Source organism: Pseudomonas sp. LB3P25, assembly GCF_054897985.1.
Genome location: NZ_CM142711.1, coordinates 6,761,245 through 6,776,572, shown reverse-complemented (window position 1 = coordinate 6,776,572; position 15,328 = coordinate 6,761,245). Strand labels below are relative to the sequence as shown.

The window sequence follows — 15,328 nt, the reverse complement described above, 5'->3', positions numbered from 1 at the left end:
TTTAGTTGGGCTTCATCTTTTCTTACACATGGGTCTTTAATCTTTCCTTAACTCACCTATTTCAGACTCTTGATCGTATTTCTCGATATTTCAAAGCGAAATTTTCCGCTTTAATTCGATAGGTAAATCGATAGTCTTGGTCGCAGTTCTCACAGGATTTGGGCAATGCAGCTACGTAATTCTTCTTCGCGCTATGGTTGGGTCAGCATCTTCATGCACTGGGGCGTGGCGCTGGCAGTCTTCGGTCTGTTTGCGTTGGGCTTGTGGATGGTCGGTCTCGACTACTACAGCACCTGGCGCAAAGACGCGCCGGACTTGCACAAGAGCATTGGTCTGGTGTTGTTAGCCGTCATGGTTCTACGGGTTGTGTGGCGCCTTATCAGCCCACCCCCGCCAGCACTGGAAAGCTATAGCCGCATGACGCGCCTTGGCGCCAAGTTCGGCCATTCGTTCCTGTACCTCGCGCTGTTCGCTGTGATGATTACCGGTTACCTGATTTCCACCGCAGAAGGTGTCGGGATTCCGGTGTTTGGCCTGTTTGAAATCCCTGCATTGGTTTCCGGACTACCGGACCAGGCAGACACCGCCGGTGCGATTCATCTGTATCTGGCGTGGGTGTTGGTCATTTTTTCCGGCCTCCATGCGTTGGCAGCACTGAAACACCACTTTATCGATCGTGATGCGACCCTCACTCGAATGCTGGGGCGCAAAGCTTGAAGTTCAATCTCGACTCCAAAGGAATAGAAAGCATGTTGAAAAAGACTCTCGCCGCTCTGGCAATCGGCTCTGCTCTGCTGTCCGCCAACGTGATGGCGGCCGACTACGTCGTCGACAAAGAAGGCCAGCACGCCTTCGTTGACTTCAAGATCAGCCACCTGGGCTACAGCTACATCATCGGTACCTTCAAGGATATCGACGGCAAGTTCAGCTTCGACGCTGCCAAGCCAGAAGACAGCAAGATCGAGTTCAACGTGAACACCGCCAGCGTGTTCACCAACAACGCTGAGCGCGACAAGCACATCGCCAGCGGTGATTTCCTGAACGCGAGCAAATTCGCTAAAGCCACGTTTGTTTCCACCAGCGTCAAAGCCACCGGCAAAAACGCCGCTGGCAAAGACACTGCTGACGTGGCGGGTAATTTGACTATCGCAGGCGTTACCAAGCCAATCGTGGTCAAGGCCACGTTCTTGGGCGAAGGCAAGGATCCATGGGGCGGCTACCGTGCCGGCTTCGAAGGCACCACCAACCTCAAGCGCTCCGATTTCGGCAAGCAGAAAGACCTGGGCCCACAGTCCGACGCGGTCGAGTTGTACGTGACGTTTGAAGGTGTGAAAGCGAAATAACTTTCGCTGCTAAAACAAAAACGCCCCCGATCTCACGATCGGGGGCGTTTTTTATTGCCTGCCAAAATCCGCACCGCCGCCGCAAAACCCCTGTGGGAGCGAGCCTGCTCGCGAAATCGGTGGGTCAGTCGAAATTAATCCTGGATGAACAACCGCATTCGCGAGCAGGCTCGCTCCCACAGGGGTTTTGCGTCAGCCAGAAAAAATGCCCCGGATCGTGAGATCCGGGGCATTTTTTATTGCAGCGATAACTCAGCGATTGCGGGTCAGCAACGCTGGTTTCTCGCCGCGCGGACGGCCTGGCAGTTGATCAAGTTGTTCAGGCGTCGGGAAACGATCGGTTTTCGACTCCTTGTGAATGATCTTTGGTGCCGGGCCGCGCGGGTTTTGCACGGCTGGTTCCGAACGCGGCTGATCGTCACGAGCCGGGCGGCGGTTGCGGGACTCTTCGCGACGGGCCTGGCCGTCACGTGGAGCACCATTGCGTGGGCCGCTGCGCTTGGCCGGCGGCGTGCCGGTGGTGGCGCCATCGCTGCTGCGTGGGCCACTTTGACGACCCTGAGGCTTGCCGCCGGTGCGCGGAGCACCTGCGCCAGCTGTTGTGCCTTGTGCCGGAGCACCCGGACGGCGACCACGGCCCTGAGCTGGTTTGGCTTGAGGAACGTAGTCGACGCGGTTACCGAAGTTATCGATATCGTCGTCCAGGAACTCGTCCGGTGCACGATCAGCGGCAGCGCGTGGCGCTGGACGCTGTTGCTCACGAGCCGGAGTGCCTTCACGTGGTTTGTGTTCACGTGCCGGACGATCACCACGGCCAGTGGCTGCAGGTTTTTCCTTGCCTCCCTTGTCCTTGCCTTTGTCTTTACGACCGCCACCGCCGCCGCTGCCATTCGGACCGTCGCCGCGCGGACCACGTGGGTTGCGCGGGTTACGTACATCCGGACGCTCGCGGACTTCAGGCTTCTCGGCTTCTACTGCGCTGGAATCGAAGCCCATCAGGTTGCCGTCGGCAATCTTCTGCTTGGTCATGCGTTCGATGCTTTTCAGCAGCTTTTCTTCGTCCGGAGCGACCAGCGAGATCGCCTCGCCCGAACGACCGGCACGGCCGGTACGACCGATACGGTGAACGTAGTCTTCGTCGACGTTTGGCAGTTCGAAGTTGACCACGTGTGGCAACTGGTCGATATCCAGGCCGCGAGCGGCGATGTCGGTGGCAACCAGGATGCGCACTTCGCCGGCCTTGAAGTCGGCCAGGGCTTTGGTGCGAGCGTTCTGGCTCTTGTTACCGTGGATCGCTACGGCGCTGAGGCCGTGTTTGTCCAGGTACTCGGCCAGACGGTTGGCGCCGTGCTTGGTGCGAGTGAACACCAGCACCTGTTCCCAGGCGCCAGCGGTGATCAGGTGCGCCAGCAACGAGCGCTTGTGGCTGGCAGCCAGGCGGAATACGCGCTGTTCGATACGCTCGACCGTGGTGTTCGGTGGCGTGACTTCGATGCGTTCCGGGTTGTGCAGCAGCTTGCCGGCGAGGTCGGTGATGTCTTTGGAGAAGGTCGCCGAGAACAGCAGGTTCTGACGTTTGCTCGGCAGACGAGCCAGGACCTTTTTCACGTCATGGACAAAGCCCATGTCGAGCATGCGGTCGGCTTCGTCCAGCACGAGGATTTCCACGTGGGACAAATCGACGCTGCCTTGACCAGCGAGGTCGAGCAGGCGGCCGGGGCAGGCCACCAGCACGTCAACACCGCGGGACATGGCCTGAACCTGTGGGTTCATGCCGACGCCGCCGAAGATGCAGGCGCTGACGAACTTCAGGTCACGGGCATAGACCTTGAAGCTCTCGTGTACTTGAGCCGCGAGTTCGCGGGTAGGGGTCAGGACCAGTACGCGCGGTTGGCGCGGGCCGTGACGCTGGGATTTGTCCGGGTGACCGTTGGGAAACAACCGCTCCAGAATCGGAAGGGCGAAGCCGCCGGTTTTACCAGTACCTGTCTGAGCAGCGACCATCAGATCGCGACCTTGCAACACGGCGGGAATGGCCCGCTGTTGCACCGGAGTAGGCTCGGTATAGCCCGCTGCCTCGATGGCGCGGACTAAAGCCTCGGAGAGACCGAGGGAAGCAAAGGACATGAGTAATCCTGTTTTAGTTAGGGCTTGGCCCAATGGGAGTCTTGCCTGGCGCGAATGGCGTTTAAGAGGACGCAATCCCGTCCGGTCCTGCTGGGCCAAGAAGGCTCATCTGGAGTGCTCGCGCGGGCTGAAAAGCTGCGCTGTAGCGGGGTCGAGATGCCTTGAACAAGTCCGAGCGTCCGGGCGTGAGCCTGGCGGGAAGGCCGGAGTATAACAGAGCAATCACTGCGCGCCGCTTTCCTGCTGCTCAACGGTTTTTCCGCTGGCGGCGGTGGCTCTGGTGGCTTTTACCTCGGCCGCCGGATCGGCGCCATAACGGGCGCTCAGTTCAGCGTACGCAGGCTCGCGCTTGAAGCGTTTGAGTTCGGCGCCGAAGCGCTGCACCAACAAGTCCATGCCGGCGTTGCGGCGTACTGCCAGGAACTGGCTCTGGTGGCTTATGACGGTCGGATTCTCGGTAATCTTGTCGCGGATGCCCAATTCGTCGAGCAAGTGCTGACCAACCCTGCGATCGGTGATCAGCAGGTCGATCCGCCCGCGCACCAGTTTGCCGAAGTTGGCTTCGTGGGTCGGCGCCGGTTCTCGAGTGAACAGGGTCGATTCGCTGAAGTCCTGGCTGTACAGATAGCCCGGGGAAGTGCCGATGGTCAGCCCTTTCAGGTCGGCCAAGGTGCGAAAAGGGTGGGGCCGCTCATTGGCGTAGAACATCACGAACTCCACTTCCGAGAGCGGCTCGCCGGGGTAGAGCAGGGTGGCGTCGCGTTCATCGCTGTGGAAGATGTCCAGCGCGCCGTCTGCCTGGCCCGTTTCGAGCATCGACAGGCAGCGTTTCCACGGCAGGAACTGCCATTCCACTTCGATGCCCAGGCGTTTGAAGACGATGGCGGTGGTTTCGTAGTCCAGCCCCAGGGATTTGCCGTTTTCCTCATACACGTACGGCGCCCAGGGTTCGGTGACAATGCGCAGCCTCTCGCCCCGAGCGGTAAAGCTCAGGCAAGTAAAAAGCAGAACTGTCAGCAACTGGGCAATAACGGGCATGGCCTGAGGTTAGTACTCTAAAGGCCTAATGAGAAGCTCTGGCGAGCATGTTTAGCACTGTCCTTGAGGTAGATTGCGCGCAAGGCCTCTATTTATCCGGCGAATTGAGCAAGTGGTCATGGATAGCTTTGCGTCGACCGCCCAGGATCAGTCGTACCAATTCCCTATTGAACCAGCGTTCGAGCAAGTGCTGAGTGACCGGCTTGCCGAGGCGCTCTTCCTGGTTTTGCAGCGCCTTGTCCCACCACACCGGCCCACAGGCCTTGTCGAACTCATTGTGGTGTTCATAGCAGCCATAGAGGATTTCGCGTATGAACTGACGCAGATGTTTGGGCAGTGCCAGGGTGATGAGCTTGTAGAGCATTCGCTGGGCCCGTGGCGGTCGTGGCAGGTGGGCTGACACGCGACGAGTATCATCCAATGCCGCCTGACTGGTCGGGTTCTTGGCGTGTTTGACGACCCAGGCGTTAACCTTGGCCCTGAACAGCTGCTTGCGGCTCCAGTAGTGATGGATCAGGTCCGGGCACTTATTGATCTTCATCGTGCGATAGGCTGCGACCGACAGGCAGAACTCTTCAAGGGTATAAGCCCCCTGTGCCATGGGAAACAATTCGTCGATCAATGCAATGGAGTGATCAAGCACCTGCGCATCCTGCTGGTGCAACCCGATCACGCCGGAGTTGAGCAGCATCATCTGATCGTCAGCCAGGCCTTTGCTCAAAAGCGTACTCGACAGCGCACTGTAGAGCACGTTCTCCTTATTGGTGCCGTATTGGGTGTAGTAGTCGTTGCACAGCAGAGTGCCGGGTTGCACGCGGTTGAACAGTTCGACGGGTGAACAATGGAAGAACGTGTCGGTGTCGATCAGTAATGCGACTTCCGACTCCTCAAGCACCGTGCGCAACGCGACATGCTTGGCTCGAAAGTGATAGCCATGGGGTTCGTTCCAGCGGCGACGAGTAGGCTCGTCGAGGGGGCGTACTCGTACCGGCAGGTGCTCGTAGGGCTGCGGGTTGTCACTGAAAACCTGGATGTCGAGCTCTACGTGGGGAGTTTCACGCAGCCAGGCCAAGGCACTGGCGATGCTGAACACCGCTTCCTGGTGGTACGTCTGGGGGCCGAAAACCAGATAAACCAGTTGAGGGCGTGGTGACGAGGACTCAGTCATCATAGAAAACAACATTCCATGGGGCTTCTGAATGTAAAAGGCCCTCAGAAGAGGGCCTTGGCATGAGGTGTGGAGTCTATCAGCGCGGTAGCTTCAGATTGTTCCACACGGCCAGGCTCGCTTCGGCTTGGTTCAGGGTATAGAAATGCAACCCCGGTGCTCCGCCTTGCAACAAACGTTCACACATTTCAGTAATAACCTGCTCACCGAAACGCTGAATGCTTGAGGTGTCGTCGCCGTAGGCTTCCAGCTGCTTGCGGATCCAGCGCGGGATTTCCGCACCGCAGGCATCGGAGAAACGCGCCAGCTTGCTGTAGTTGGTGATCGGCATGATTCCCGGAACGATCGGGATGTTCACGCCCATCGCCCGTACACGCTCGACGAAGTAGAAGTAGCTGTCGGCGTTGAAGAAGTACTGGGTGATCGCACTGTTGGCGCCGGCGTTGGCTTTGCGCACGAAGTTATTCAGATCATCTTCGAAATTGCGTGCTTGCGGATGCATCTCCGGATAAGCGGCGACTTCGATATGGAAATGATCGCCGGTTTCTTCACGAATGAATTCAACCAGGTCATTGGCGTGGCGCATTTCACCACTGGCCATGCCCATGCCGGAAGGCAGGTCACCGCGCAGGGCAACGATACGGGTGATGCCGGCTGCCTTGTATTGGGCCAGCAGGCCGCGCAAGTCATCCTTGCTGTCGCCAACGCAGGACAAATGCGGTGCGGCAGGTACTTTGACTTCGCTTTCGAGCTGCAACACGGTGTTGAGGGTGCGATCACGGGTCGAACCACCCGCGCCATAGGTGCAGGAGAAGAAATCGGGGTTGTACGTGGCCAGCTGACGGGCAGTGGCGAGCAGTTTTTCATGCCCAGCGTCGGTCTTCGTAGGGAAGAACTCAAAGCTGTAGCGACGTTCTTGGGACATGGTCATATCCTTGGAAACACGTAAGCCTTGCAGTCGCCTCGCTGATTGTAGGAGCCGAGCTTGCTCGCGATGGAGGCGCCGCGGTATCCGGGGAACACCGTGGTGATGCTATCGCGAGCAAGCTCTGCTCCTACAGGTCAGCGTGGTTCCTGCCTGAGTGGCAGGAACCGATCAGTAGCGGTAAGCGTGCGGCTTGAACGGACCTTCAACGGTCACGCCGATGTAGTCGGCCTGAGTCTTGGTCAGTTGAGTCACCACGCCGCCGAAACCGCGGACCATTTCCAGGGCCACTTCTTCGTCGAGTTTCTTCGGCAGTACTTCAACGGTCAGGCGATCGGCTTTCTGGGCTGGCGACAGGTCGGCGTACTTCTGGCCGAACAGGAAGATTTGCGCCAGAACCTGGTTGGCAAACGAACCGTCCATGATGCGGCTTGGGTGGCCGGTTGCGTTACCCAGGTTAACCAGACGGCCTTCGGCCAGCAGGATCAGGTAGTCGTCGTTCTGAGCGTCGAATGCGCCAGGACCGGTACGGTGGATCTTGTGAACCTGTGGCTTCACTTCTTCCCATGCCCAGTTCTTGCGCATGAAAGCAGTGTCGATTTCGTTGTCGAAGTGGCCGATGTTGCAGACAACGGCGCGCTTCTTCAGGGCTTTGAGCATGTTCGCGTCGCAAACGTTGACGTTACCGGTGGTGGTCACGATCAGGTCGATCTTGCCCAGCAGCGCTTTGTCGATGCTTGCTTCAGTACCGTTGTTGATACCGTCGATGAACGGCGAAACCAGCTCGTAACCGTCCATGCAGGCTTGCATGGCGCAGATCGGGTCGACTTCGGAAACCTTAACGATCATGCCTTCCTGACGCAGGGACTGGGCCGAGCCCTTGCCCACGTCACCATAACCGATGACCAGCGCTTGCTTGCCGGACAGCAGGTGGTCGGTACCGCGCTTGATCGCATCGTTCAGGCTGTGACGGCAGCCGTACTTGTTGTCGTTCTTGCTCTTGGTCACCGAGTCGTTGACGTTGATAGCCGGGATTTTCAGCTCGCCCTTGGCCAGCATGTCCAGCAGGCGGTGAACGCCGGTGGTGGTTTCTTCGGTGACGCCGTGGACGCGGTCCAGGATCGCCGGGTATTTCTTGTGCAGCAGCTCGGTCAGGTCGCCGCCGTCGTCGAGGATCATGTTGGCATCCCAAGGCGCGCCATCTTTGAGGATGGTTTGCTCCAGGCACCACTCGTACTCTGCTTCAGTTTCGCCTTTCCAGGCGAAAACCGCGATGCCGGCGGCAGCGATAGCGGCAGCGGCCTGGTCCTGAGTCGAGAAAATGTTGCAGGACGACCAACGTACTTCGGCACCCAGGGCAACCAGGGTTTCGATCAGCACGGCAGTCTGAATGGTCATGTGGATGCAGCCGAGGATCTTCGCGCCTTTGAGCGGCTGCTCACCGGCGTATTTGCGGCGCAGACCCATCAGGGCTGGCATTTCGGATTCGGCGATGATGGTTTCGCGACGGCCCCAGGCAGCCAGGGACATGTCGGCAACTTTGTAATCGTTAAAATCTGCAGGCGTGATAACAGCGCTCATGATGAGCCTCCATTCGTAATGTATGCGAATGGGCGCCGTTGTGCGTTTAGTGTCTGACCGATAACGGTCAAGCAACGCCCCATCCGAGCCTGACAGGTCGAACCTGCTGCAGCGCCCCTCGGACAGGTGGCGGGAAAACGGTATCGGGTGGCCCGCATAGCCCGTTTTTCAGTTCAACTTCGGCGCCAGAAGCCCAGATCCTGCGTTGCTGTTCCTCGCCATAGCGAGCTATGACTTGTCACAGCGCCTTGGCTCTGAACTTCTGGCATCCGAATTTGAACTGAAAAACAGGCCACGCGGGCCACGAAACGTTACCGTTTTGAAACGGTGGCGATTATAGCCGTGTGAGCGATACTTCCAAAGCGTTTCTGTTGGTCAATGTCTGAACGGTAATCGAGACCATAGTCGATGCTTAATAGAGCTCTAGTTCGGGCTCTGCCATGATGCCCACCATCATTCGGCAAGACGCTCAGGAGTGAATATGAATTTCCACACCCGCAAATGGGTAAAACCCGAAGACCTCAACCCCAACGGCACGCTGTTCGGCGGCAGCCTGTTGCGCTGGCTCGACGAAGAAGCGGCGATCTACGCCATCGTTCAGCTGGGCAATCAGCGTGTGGTCACCAAGTACATTTCCGAAATCAACTTCGTCAGTGCCTCGCGCCAGGGCGACATCATCGAACTGGGCATCACTGCTACCGAGTTCGGTCGCACCTCAATCACCCTGAAGTGCGAAGTGCGTAACAAGATCACCCGCAAAAGCATCCTGACGGTGGAGAAGATCGTCTTCGTCAATCTGGGTGAAGACGGCTTGCCCGCGCCGCACGGCCGGACCGAGATCAAATACGTCAAAGACCAGTTCCAGGATGATGGTATCAACGAGTGAAGCCGGCGGCGCGCCCTTCGCGAGCAGGCTCGCTCCCACATTTGATCTTCAGCGAACACAACTTCTGTAAACGACTGAGATTCAGTGTGGGAGCGAGCCTGCTCGCGAAGGCGGTCTACCGGTCAACGATGATTTGGCGGACCACTGAACAGCTTCGGACCGCGCGTGTCGTACCTACATGACACGCCACAGGTTCAGGAGCTTTATGGACACGCAAAAAGACGGCAAGACCCCGAACCTCTCGCCTGAAGAACAGCACGACGTCGACAAGAGCCAGCCGCCGCGGGCAGCGGTGTTGCACGAAATCATCCGCACCCAGGGCGATCAGGAACTCGAACGCAGCGTCGCCGCCTTGTGGTGGTCGGCGCTGGCGGCCGGCCTGACCATGGGCCTGTCGCTGATGGCCATGGGACTGCTCAATTCCCGTCTGCCGGACGGCGAAGGCTTCAAGGTGATCGCCAGTTTCGGTTACTGCGCAGGCTTTCTCGCGGTGATCCTCGCCCGTCAGCAATTGTTCACCGAGAACACGTTGACGGCTGTGCTGCCGATCATGACCAAACCCACACTGAACAATTTTGGTCGGTTGCTACGCCTGTGGTCGGTGGTGCTGGTGGGCAACCTCTGCGGCACATTGCTGGTGGCGTATGTGATGCTGAATCTGCCGATTTTCGACAGCAAGACCGACCTGGCCTTCCTCGATATCGGGCGCAAGATCATGGAGAACGACGCCAGCCAGATGTTCGCCAAAGGCATTGTGTCGGGCTGGATGATTGCCACCATGGTCTGGATGATTCCGTCCATGGAGAGCGCGAAGATGTGGATTATCATCCTCATCACCTACCTCATGGCGCTGGGGGATTTCACCCACATCGTGGTCGGTTCGGCCGAGGTCTCGTATCTGGTGTTTGCCGGCGAGTTGCCGTGGAAAGATTTCTGGCTGGTGTTCGCCGGGCCGACGCTGGCGGGGAACATCATCGGCGGCAGCTTCATCTTCGCGCTGATCAGCCATGCGCAGATTCGCAGTGAGAGCGGGCCGCCGAAGAAGTCTACGGATCAAGGCCCGGAGCCCGACCTGCAGAAGACCACAAAGTAGTCAGTGATGCTCGGCCTGTGCCGCTGGCGAAGGGAGTGGCTGCTACACCGTGTCAACTTCTTCGCGAGCAAGCCCGCTCCCACATTGGATCTCTGTCGTACACCAAATCGGTGTTCACTGACGATTCAGTGTGGGAGCGAGCCTGCTCGCGAATGCAATGTCATGGGCGATGCAGCTATTAGCTGGACACATTGACCGCAGCAACACCGCGACGTTGCAGATAGATATAGAAAAGCGCCGTCAGCACCGTTAATCCACTGACCAGCGCGCCGGTCCACGGCAAGTCCGCCAGATCCGCACCACTGGCAACGACCAGCCCACCAATCCACGCACCGGCCGCGTTGCCGAGGTTGAACGCGCTCTGGTTCAGCGTTGAGCCCAGGTTCGGTGCCTCATGCGCCTGGTCAATGATCAGCAACTGCAGGATCGGGCACAGTGCGAAGGCAAAAATACCCCACAACACCAGCGTGATCGCCGCCGGAATCACCGAGTGACTGGTCTGTGTGAACGCTGCCAACACGACCAGTACAGCCAGCGCCATACCCACCAGCGACGGCAGCAATCGACTGTCAGCCAGGCGACCGCCGAGCATGCTGCCCGCGGTCAAGCCGACCCCGAATAGCAGCAACATGATGGTCACGCCATGCGGGCTGACGCCGGTGATGTCTTGCAGGATGGGGGCAATGTAAGTGAAGACGCTGAACAGGCTGGTCGACGCCAGCACACTCATGCCCAACGCCAGCAACACGTTGACTTTGCCCAGCACTTTGAACTCGCTGGCGAGGTTGGCCTTGTCCATCGCGATGTCCTTCGGCAGCCAGACCCACTGCGCGATGGCCGCGATCACACCGATCACCGACACCGCCCAGAACGTCGAGCGCCAGCCGGCGTATTGCCCGAGCGCGGTGCCCAAAGGCACGCCCAGCACGTTGGCCAGGGTCAGGCCGGTGAACATCATCGCAATTGCTTGGGCGCGTTTGTTCGGCGCTACCAAACCGGCGGCGACTACCGAGCCGATGCCGAAGAACGCCCCGTGGCACAGAGCAGTAATTACCCGCGCGGCCATCAGCGTGGCGTAGTTCGGCGCCAGGGCGCAGAGGATGTTGCCGAGGATGAACATTAGCGTCATGCCCAGCAGCGTGGCTTTGCGCGGCATGTTAGCGGTGCCGACTGCGAGGATCGGTGCACCGAACACCACGCCCAGGGCGTAGCCGGTGATCAGCAGGCCCGCGTGGGGGATGCTCACGGCGAGGTCGCGGGCGACATCGGGCAGCAAGCCCATAATGACGAATTCGGTTGTGCCGATGCCGAACGCGGCAACAGCGAGGGCAAGCAAGGCGAGTGGCATGCGCGAGGTCTCTGTCGGTAGTCTTGACGCTCTGATCAGGCATACGCATGCCGACGACCGTTCTTGGGGAGAGCGGGCGGTGGCAAAAATTATTGGAATTGGTTTGTGCGCAACTGAGTGCGGCGTGGTCGCTTACAGTATAAACAGCTGCTGACATATGGCGAATCAATTATCTCCCCCGCTTCATGTAGGAGCACGGCTTGCCGGCGATGGCGATCTCAAGAACGCCATCGCCGGCAAGCCGTGCTCCTGCGTGGGAGGGGGCGGTCAACAAAAGGAGTGTGCCGTGCTTGCAACAGCACTGGTGTTAGTAGCGGCGCTGTTGCACGCGGCGTGGAATACCCTGATCAAATTCAGTGCGGAACGGCTGCTGGTGGTGGCCTGCATGGACAGCGTTGCAATGCTGTTTGTCGCTCTGATGTTGCCGTTCGTGGCGTTGCCACCCCTGGGCATCTGGCCGTGGATTCTGGCGTCGGCGGCATTTGAATTGCTCTATCGCTATTTGCTGATCCAGGCCTATAGGGTCGGTGATCTCGGGCTGGTCTATCCGCTGATGCGTGGCTTGTCGCCGCTGGTGGTGCTGGCCCTGACGCTGATCTTTGCCGGGGAGGTGCTGACGAACCAGCAGATCTTCGGAATTCTACTCATCCCGTTCGGCATGCTGTGTCTGCTCTGGCAGGGCGGTGGCGGTGCGCGTCTGCCATGGTCGATGCTGCCGGTGGTGGCGCTGATTGGCCTGTGCATCGGCTGCTACACCTTCATCGATGGCCAGGCGTTGCGGCGCTGGTCGCATCCGCTGGATTACCTGGTGTGGGTCACGTTGCTCAGCGCCTGGCCGTTCCCGTTACTGGCGCTGGTGCGTAAGCGACCGGCCTTCATGTTGTTCTGGCGTGAGCAGTGGCGACTGGGGTTGGCGGTCGGGTTTTGCGTGTTGTTCAGCTACGCTCTGGTGCTGTGGGCCATGCAGCTGGGCTCAATTGCCGAAGCGGCGGCATTGCGCGAGATCAGCGTGATTCTGGTGGTGCTGTTCGGCATGCGTTACCTGAAAGAACCTTTCGGCAAGCCGCGGCTCCTAGCCTGTGGGCTGGTGCTGATCGGCATGCTGGTGATGAAGTTTTGACTGGAGCTCGACTCTTGAAACCTGAAAAAGGGATTGCGTTATGACGGTTGCTCTGTGGTGCATTTTGATCGCGATTTTCCTGCCCTATATCTGCACGGGCATCGCCAGGGCCTGTGGCGGGTTCAGGCTGAAAGACAACTATGACCCCCGTGACTTTCTCGAGTCACTGAATGGTTTGGGCCGACGCGCGTATGCGGCGCATCTGAACAGTTTTGAAGTGACTCCCGCGTTCGCGGCGGCGGTGATCGTTGCGCACCTGGCCGGCAATGCCGAACTGGTGACGATCAATGTGCTGTCGGTGTTGTTCATCACCAGTCGGCTGCTGTACATCATTTGCTACTTGGCGGACTGGGCGATTTTGCGGTCGCTGATGTGGTTGGTGGGGTTGGGGTTGATCGTCAGTTTCTTTGTGGTTTCTGTTTAAGAGCAAGATCAAAAGATCGCAGGCTTCGCCAGCGCCTACTGGATCGATGCTCATCCGCGATTTTGCGGGGAGCCTGCGATCTTTTGACTTTAAAGCTTGTCGGTCACTTGCGGCACTTCAGGCAGGGTCGCGCCTTTAGGCCAGAGCATCCAGATCTGCCCCTGCTGTTTCATGTCGCCGGCCAATTGCCCGGCCGCCTCACCTGTGCCCCAGAACAGGTCCGCACGGACTTCGCCGGCAATTGCGCCGCCGGTATCCTGAGCGGCTACCGGGCGCACCAGTGCGGTACCGTCCGGTTTGGTGGTCGATAACCACAACAGACTGCCCAGTGGAATCACTTTGCGATCCACCGCCGCGCTGTAGCCGGCGGTCAGCGGTACGTTCAACGAGCCGCGAGGCCCTTCGTTGCTGTCCGGGTTGCGGGTGAAGAATACGTAGCTGGGGTTGCTGCCCAGCAGTTCCGGAATGCGCGTCGGATTGGCCTTGGCCCAATTGCTGATGGCGCCCATGGTCACTTCTTCTTTTTTCAGCTCACCCTGATCAACCAGCCAGCGGCCGATCGGTCGATACGGATGACCGTTCTGGTCGGCATACGCAATGCGCAATTGACGGCCGTCGTCGAGCTGAATACGACCCGAGCCCTGGATTTGCAGAAATTGCAGGTTCATCGGATCGGTCAACCAGGCAACGACAGGAGCCTTGACCCCTTTGGTTTCAATCGTGGCCGCATCGTCGTAAGGCTTGAGTACGCGACCTTCGAGTCGGCCTCGCAGGCGTTTCCCTTTGAGTTCCGGGTAGAGGCTGTCCAGAGAAACGATGATCATGTCCTCAGGCACACCGTACACCGGGATTTTCGCCACTTCGGTCTGCGTCAGGCTGCCGGGGTAGACCGGCTCGTAATAGCCGGTGATCAAGCCGTTGGGATTGTCATTGGCGGCGCGCAGGCCGTAGACGTCGAGGTTCTGCTTGAGGAAGCCACGAATGTCGCTGGCGGTTTGCGGCACGTTGGCGGCAGCCGCGCAGGTCGTGCCCCAGACCGGGTCGGCTTTGAGTCGGGCGCAGGCGCTGCGCCACGAACCGAAGCCGGCGACCAGGTCGTTGTCGGACACCGTCGGAAGTGCTTCCCACGTGGCGCTGGAGTAGGTAGCCAGGGCGTGGGTTTTTGGTTTGTTGTTGTCGCCACCGGTGCAGCCCGCAAGCACGGCCACCATCGGAAGAGTCCAGGCGAGGTTGTGACGCCATGCCTTGAAACAGCTGTTCATGGAGTAATTCCTTTGCCGGTTGCCTGAGTGCTCCATGCGCTCAAACAACCCGTATTGATAATAGGGCTATTGGTCTTTGCCGATGACGCGAGGATACTGGCCGCCGTTTCCCGTGACCTGAAGCCACCATGACTCTTAAAAGACTTTCTGTTGTATTGCTGGCCTGCCTGGCGTTGTCCGCCTGCGGTGGTGTCGACCCCAACTCGCCGCTGGGCCAGCGCAAGGCGATCTTCAAGCAAATGCTCAAGACTGGCGAAGACTTGGGCGGCATGTTGCGTGGTCGCATCCCGTTTGACGGTCCGAAATTCGCCGATGGCGCCATGAAGCTCGATGCGTTGTCCCGTGAACCGTGGAAACATTTTCCGCAGGTGCGCGAAGAAGATCACACCAGCGCCAAGGACAATGTGTGGCAGCAGCAGGCACGCTTCCAGGAAATGGTCAGCACCCTTGAAGCCGCCACCGGTGAGTTGGTGATTGCCAGCAAGGTTCAGCCTTACAAGGCCAGTAACCTGGGCCCCGCAGTGCAGAAAGTCGAAGATGCCTGTAGTGCGTGCCATAAAGAATTTCGGGATCATTGATCTGGATGGCTTACTTATCCAGCTCATCGAGTGCGTCCTGCAATTCCTTGCGGGACTCGGCGAGTTTGTCTTTGCGCTTGTTGATCTTCTCGGCGTCGCCTTTCTTCATGGCCTTGTCCAGATCGGCCTGACGCTTGCTGACTTCGTGCTTGGCGTCGAGCACCTTGTTTTCCCGTTCTTTCTTCAGGGAAGCATCTGTGCATTGAGCAGTGACTTCACTCAGGGCCGTTTCAAGGCCGGCTTGCTGATCAGCGTTGCCGTGGGACTTGGCCAGTTCAATCTGGTTGATGATGCCCTGCTTCTTTGCGGCGCAGCCGGTCAGGCCCGGAGCTTCTTCGGCGGCCATTAGTGGAGCGGCCAGCACGCTGCAAAGGGTCAACAGGGCGAGCGGTGAAAGAAGTTTCATAAAGGCTCCATGTGAAAAGGCAATCGGGT

Annotated in this window: 15 protein-coding genes and 1 riboswitch; of the genes, 7 read left to right on the top strand and 8 right to left on the bottom strand. The window is 58.8% G+C overall.

Going from position 1 to position 15,328, the window contains the following annotated elements; all coding sequences use genetic code 11:
• Window positions 1-165: 165 nt before the first annotated feature.
• Together ACYZTW_RS31200 and ACYZTW_RS31195 are read left to right on the top strand one after the other, a co-directional pair.
• Window positions 166-717: a cytochrome b gene (locus tag ACYZTW_RS31200; protein WP_462003073.1), complete on the top strand. Its 552-nt coding sequence runs from the start codon at window positions 166-168 to the stop codon at window positions 715-717.
• A 32-nt stretch (window positions 718-749) separates the two neighbouring features.
• Window positions 750-1,343: a YceI family protein gene (locus tag ACYZTW_RS31195; RefSeq protein ID WP_462003072.1), complete on the top strand. Its 594-nt coding sequence runs from the start codon at window positions 750-752 to the stop codon at window positions 1,341-1,343.
• Between the two features lie 252 nt (window positions 1,344-1,595).
• Here the strand turns inward: ACYZTW_RS31195 and ACYZTW_RS31190 are convergent, their stop codons facing one another.
• The 5 genes from ACYZTW_RS31190 to ACYZTW_RS31170 form a co-directional block, all read right to left on the bottom strand.
• Window positions 1,596-3,470, bottom strand: coding sequence for a DEAD/DEAH box helicase (locus tag ACYZTW_RS31190; RefSeq protein ID WP_462003071.1), 1,875 nt, complete (start codon window positions 3,468-3,470; stop codon window positions 1,596-1,598).
• A 222-nt stretch (window positions 3,471-3,692) separates the two neighbouring features.
• Complete coding sequence (locus ACYZTW_RS31185; protein WP_462003070.1) at window positions 3,693-4,508, bottom strand: substrate-binding periplasmic protein; 816 nt, start codon at window positions 4,506-4,508, stop codon at window positions 3,693-3,695.
• Between the two features lie 88 nt (window positions 4,509-4,596).
• Window positions 4,597-5,679: a hypothetical protein gene (locus ACYZTW_RS31180; RefSeq protein ID WP_462003069.1), complete on the bottom strand. Its 1,083-nt coding sequence runs from the start codon at window positions 5,677-5,679 to the stop codon at window positions 4,597-4,599.
• A gap of 76 nt (window positions 5,680-5,755) precedes the next feature.
• Window positions 5,756-6,601 (bottom strand): methylenetetrahydrofolate reductase [NAD(P)H], encoded by an 846-nt coding sequence (metF, locus tag ACYZTW_RS31175; protein WP_462003068.1) that lies wholly within the window; start codon window positions 6,599-6,601, stop codon window positions 5,756-5,758.
• A 171-nt stretch (window positions 6,602-6,772) separates the two neighbouring features.
• Window positions 6,773-8,182 carry an adenosylhomocysteinase gene (locus ACYZTW_RS31170; protein ID WP_462003067.1) on the bottom strand — a complete coding sequence of 470 codons (1,410 nt, stop codon included), beginning with the start codon at window positions 8,180-8,182 and terminating at the stop codon, window positions 6,773-6,775.
• Window positions 8,183-8,205: 23 nt separating this feature from the next.
• Window positions 8,206-8,308: riboswitch (S-adenosyl-L-homocysteine riboswitch) on the bottom strand.
• A 355-nt stretch (window positions 8,309-8,663) separates the two neighbouring features.
• On the opposite strand from ACYZTW_RS31170, the gene ACYZTW_RS31165 reads away from it, so the two are divergent.
• On the top strand, window positions 8,664-9,068 hold the full coding sequence (locus ACYZTW_RS31165) for an acyl-CoA thioesterase (RefSeq protein ID WP_462003066.1): 405 nt from the start codon (window positions 8,664-8,666) through the stop codon (window positions 9,066-9,068).
• Window positions 9,069-9,273: 205 nt separating this feature from the next.
• On the top strand, window positions 9,274-10,161 hold the full coding sequence (locus ACYZTW_RS31160; RefSeq protein WP_462003065.1) for a formate/nitrite transporter family protein: 888 nt from the start codon (window positions 9,274-9,276) through the stop codon (window positions 10,159-10,161).
• Window positions 10,162-10,339: 178 nt separating this feature from the next.
• Here ACYZTW_RS31160 and ACYZTW_RS31155 read toward each other — a convergent pair whose 3' ends face one another.
• Window positions 10,340-11,509: an MFS transporter gene (locus tag ACYZTW_RS31155; RefSeq protein ID WP_462003064.1), complete on the bottom strand. Its 1,170-nt coding sequence runs from the start codon at window positions 11,507-11,509 to the stop codon at window positions 10,340-10,342.
• A gap of 286 nt (window positions 11,510-11,795) precedes the next feature.
• On the opposite strand from ACYZTW_RS31155, the gene ACYZTW_RS31150 reads away from it, so the two are divergent.
• Both ACYZTW_RS31150 and ACYZTW_RS31145 read left to right on the top strand, forming a co-directional pair.
• Complete coding sequence (locus ACYZTW_RS31150; RefSeq protein WP_462003063.1) at window positions 11,796-12,629, top strand: EamA family transporter; 834 nt, start codon at window positions 11,796-11,798, stop codon at window positions 12,627-12,629.
• A gap of 40 nt (window positions 12,630-12,669) precedes the next feature.
• Window positions 12,670-13,053, top strand: coding sequence for an MAPEG family protein (locus ACYZTW_RS31145; RefSeq protein WP_462003062.1), 384 nt, complete (start codon window positions 12,670-12,672; stop codon window positions 13,051-13,053).
• An 89-nt stretch (window positions 13,054-13,142) separates the two neighbouring features.
• On the opposite strand, the gene mltA is transcribed toward ACYZTW_RS31145, so the two are convergent.
• Complete coding sequence (gene mltA, locus ACYZTW_RS31140; RefSeq protein WP_462003061.1) at window positions 13,143-14,315, bottom strand: murein transglycosylase A; 1,173 nt, start codon at window positions 14,313-14,315, stop codon at window positions 13,143-13,145.
• A 128-nt stretch (window positions 14,316-14,443) separates the two neighbouring features.
• Here mltA and ACYZTW_RS31135 point away from each other — a divergent pair, with 128 nt between their 5' ends.
• Window positions 14,444-14,893: a c-type cytochrome gene (locus tag ACYZTW_RS31135; protein ID WP_462003060.1), complete on the top strand. Its 450-nt coding sequence runs from the start codon at window positions 14,444-14,446 to the stop codon at window positions 14,891-14,893.
• Between the two features lie 10 nt (window positions 14,894-14,903).
• Here the strand turns inward: ACYZTW_RS31135 and ACYZTW_RS31130 are convergent, their stop codons facing one another.
• A complete protein-coding gene (locus ACYZTW_RS31130; RefSeq protein ID WP_282483221.1) occupies window positions 14,904-15,299 on the bottom strand; it encodes a DUF1090 domain-containing protein in 396 nt (131 codons plus the stop codon).
• Between the last annotated feature and the right edge of the window lie 29 nt (window positions 15,300-15,328).

What these genes read in the sequence shown, in the direction of transcription:
- ACYZTW_RS31200 (WP_462003073.1), top strand. Translation starts at nt 166, where the DNA reads ATGCAGCTACGTAATTCTTCTTCGCGCTATGGTTGGGTCAGCATCTTC.
- ACYZTW_RS31195 (WP_462003072.1), top strand. Translation starts at nt 750, where the DNA reads ATGTTGAAAAAGACTCTCGCCGCTCTGGCAATCGGCTCTGCTCTGCTG.
- ACYZTW_RS31190 (WP_462003071.1), bottom strand. Translation starts at nt 3,470, where the DNA reads ATGTCCTTTGCTTCCCTCGGTCTCTCCGAGGCTTTAGTCCGCGCCATC.
- ACYZTW_RS31185 (WP_462003070.1), bottom strand. Translation starts at nt 4,508, where the DNA reads ATGCCCGTTATTGCCCAGTTGCTGACAGTTCTGCTTTTTACTTGCCTG.
- ACYZTW_RS31180 (WP_462003069.1), bottom strand. Translation starts at nt 5,679, where the DNA reads ATGATGACTGAGTCCTCGTCACCACGCCCTCAACTGGTTTATCTGGTT.
- metF (WP_462003068.1), bottom strand. Translation starts at nt 6,601, where the DNA reads ATGTCCCAAGAACGTCGCTACAGCTTTGAGTTCTTCCCTACGAAGACC.
- ACYZTW_RS31170 (WP_462003067.1), bottom strand. Translation starts at nt 8,182, where the DNA reads ATGAGCGCTGTTATCACGCCTGCAGATTTTAACGATTACAAAGTTGCC.
- ACYZTW_RS31165 (WP_462003066.1), top strand. Translation starts at nt 8,664, where the DNA reads ATGAATTTCCACACCCGCAAATGGGTAAAACCCGAAGACCTCAACCCC.
- ACYZTW_RS31160 (WP_462003065.1), top strand. Translation starts at nt 9,274, where the DNA reads ATGGACACGCAAAAAGACGGCAAGACCCCGAACCTCTCGCCTGAAGAA.
- ACYZTW_RS31155 (WP_462003064.1), bottom strand. Translation starts at nt 11,509, where the DNA reads ATGCCACTCGCCTTGCTTGCCCTCGCTGTTGCCGCGTTCGGCATCGGC.
- ACYZTW_RS31145 (WP_462003062.1), top strand. Translation starts at nt 12,670, where the DNA reads ATGACGGTTGCTCTGTGGTGCATTTTGATCGCGATTTTCCTGCCCTAT.
- mltA (WP_462003061.1), bottom strand. Translation starts at nt 14,315, where the DNA reads ATGAACAGCTGTTTCAAGGCATGGCGTCACAACCTCGCCTGGACTCTT.
- ACYZTW_RS31135 (WP_462003060.1), top strand. Translation starts at nt 14,444, where the DNA reads ATGACTCTTAAAAGACTTTCTGTTGTATTGCTGGCCTGCCTGGCGTTG.
- ACYZTW_RS31130 (WP_282483221.1), bottom strand. Translation starts at nt 15,299, where the DNA reads ATGAAACTTCTTTCACCGCTCGCCCTGTTGACCCTTTGCAGCGTGCTG.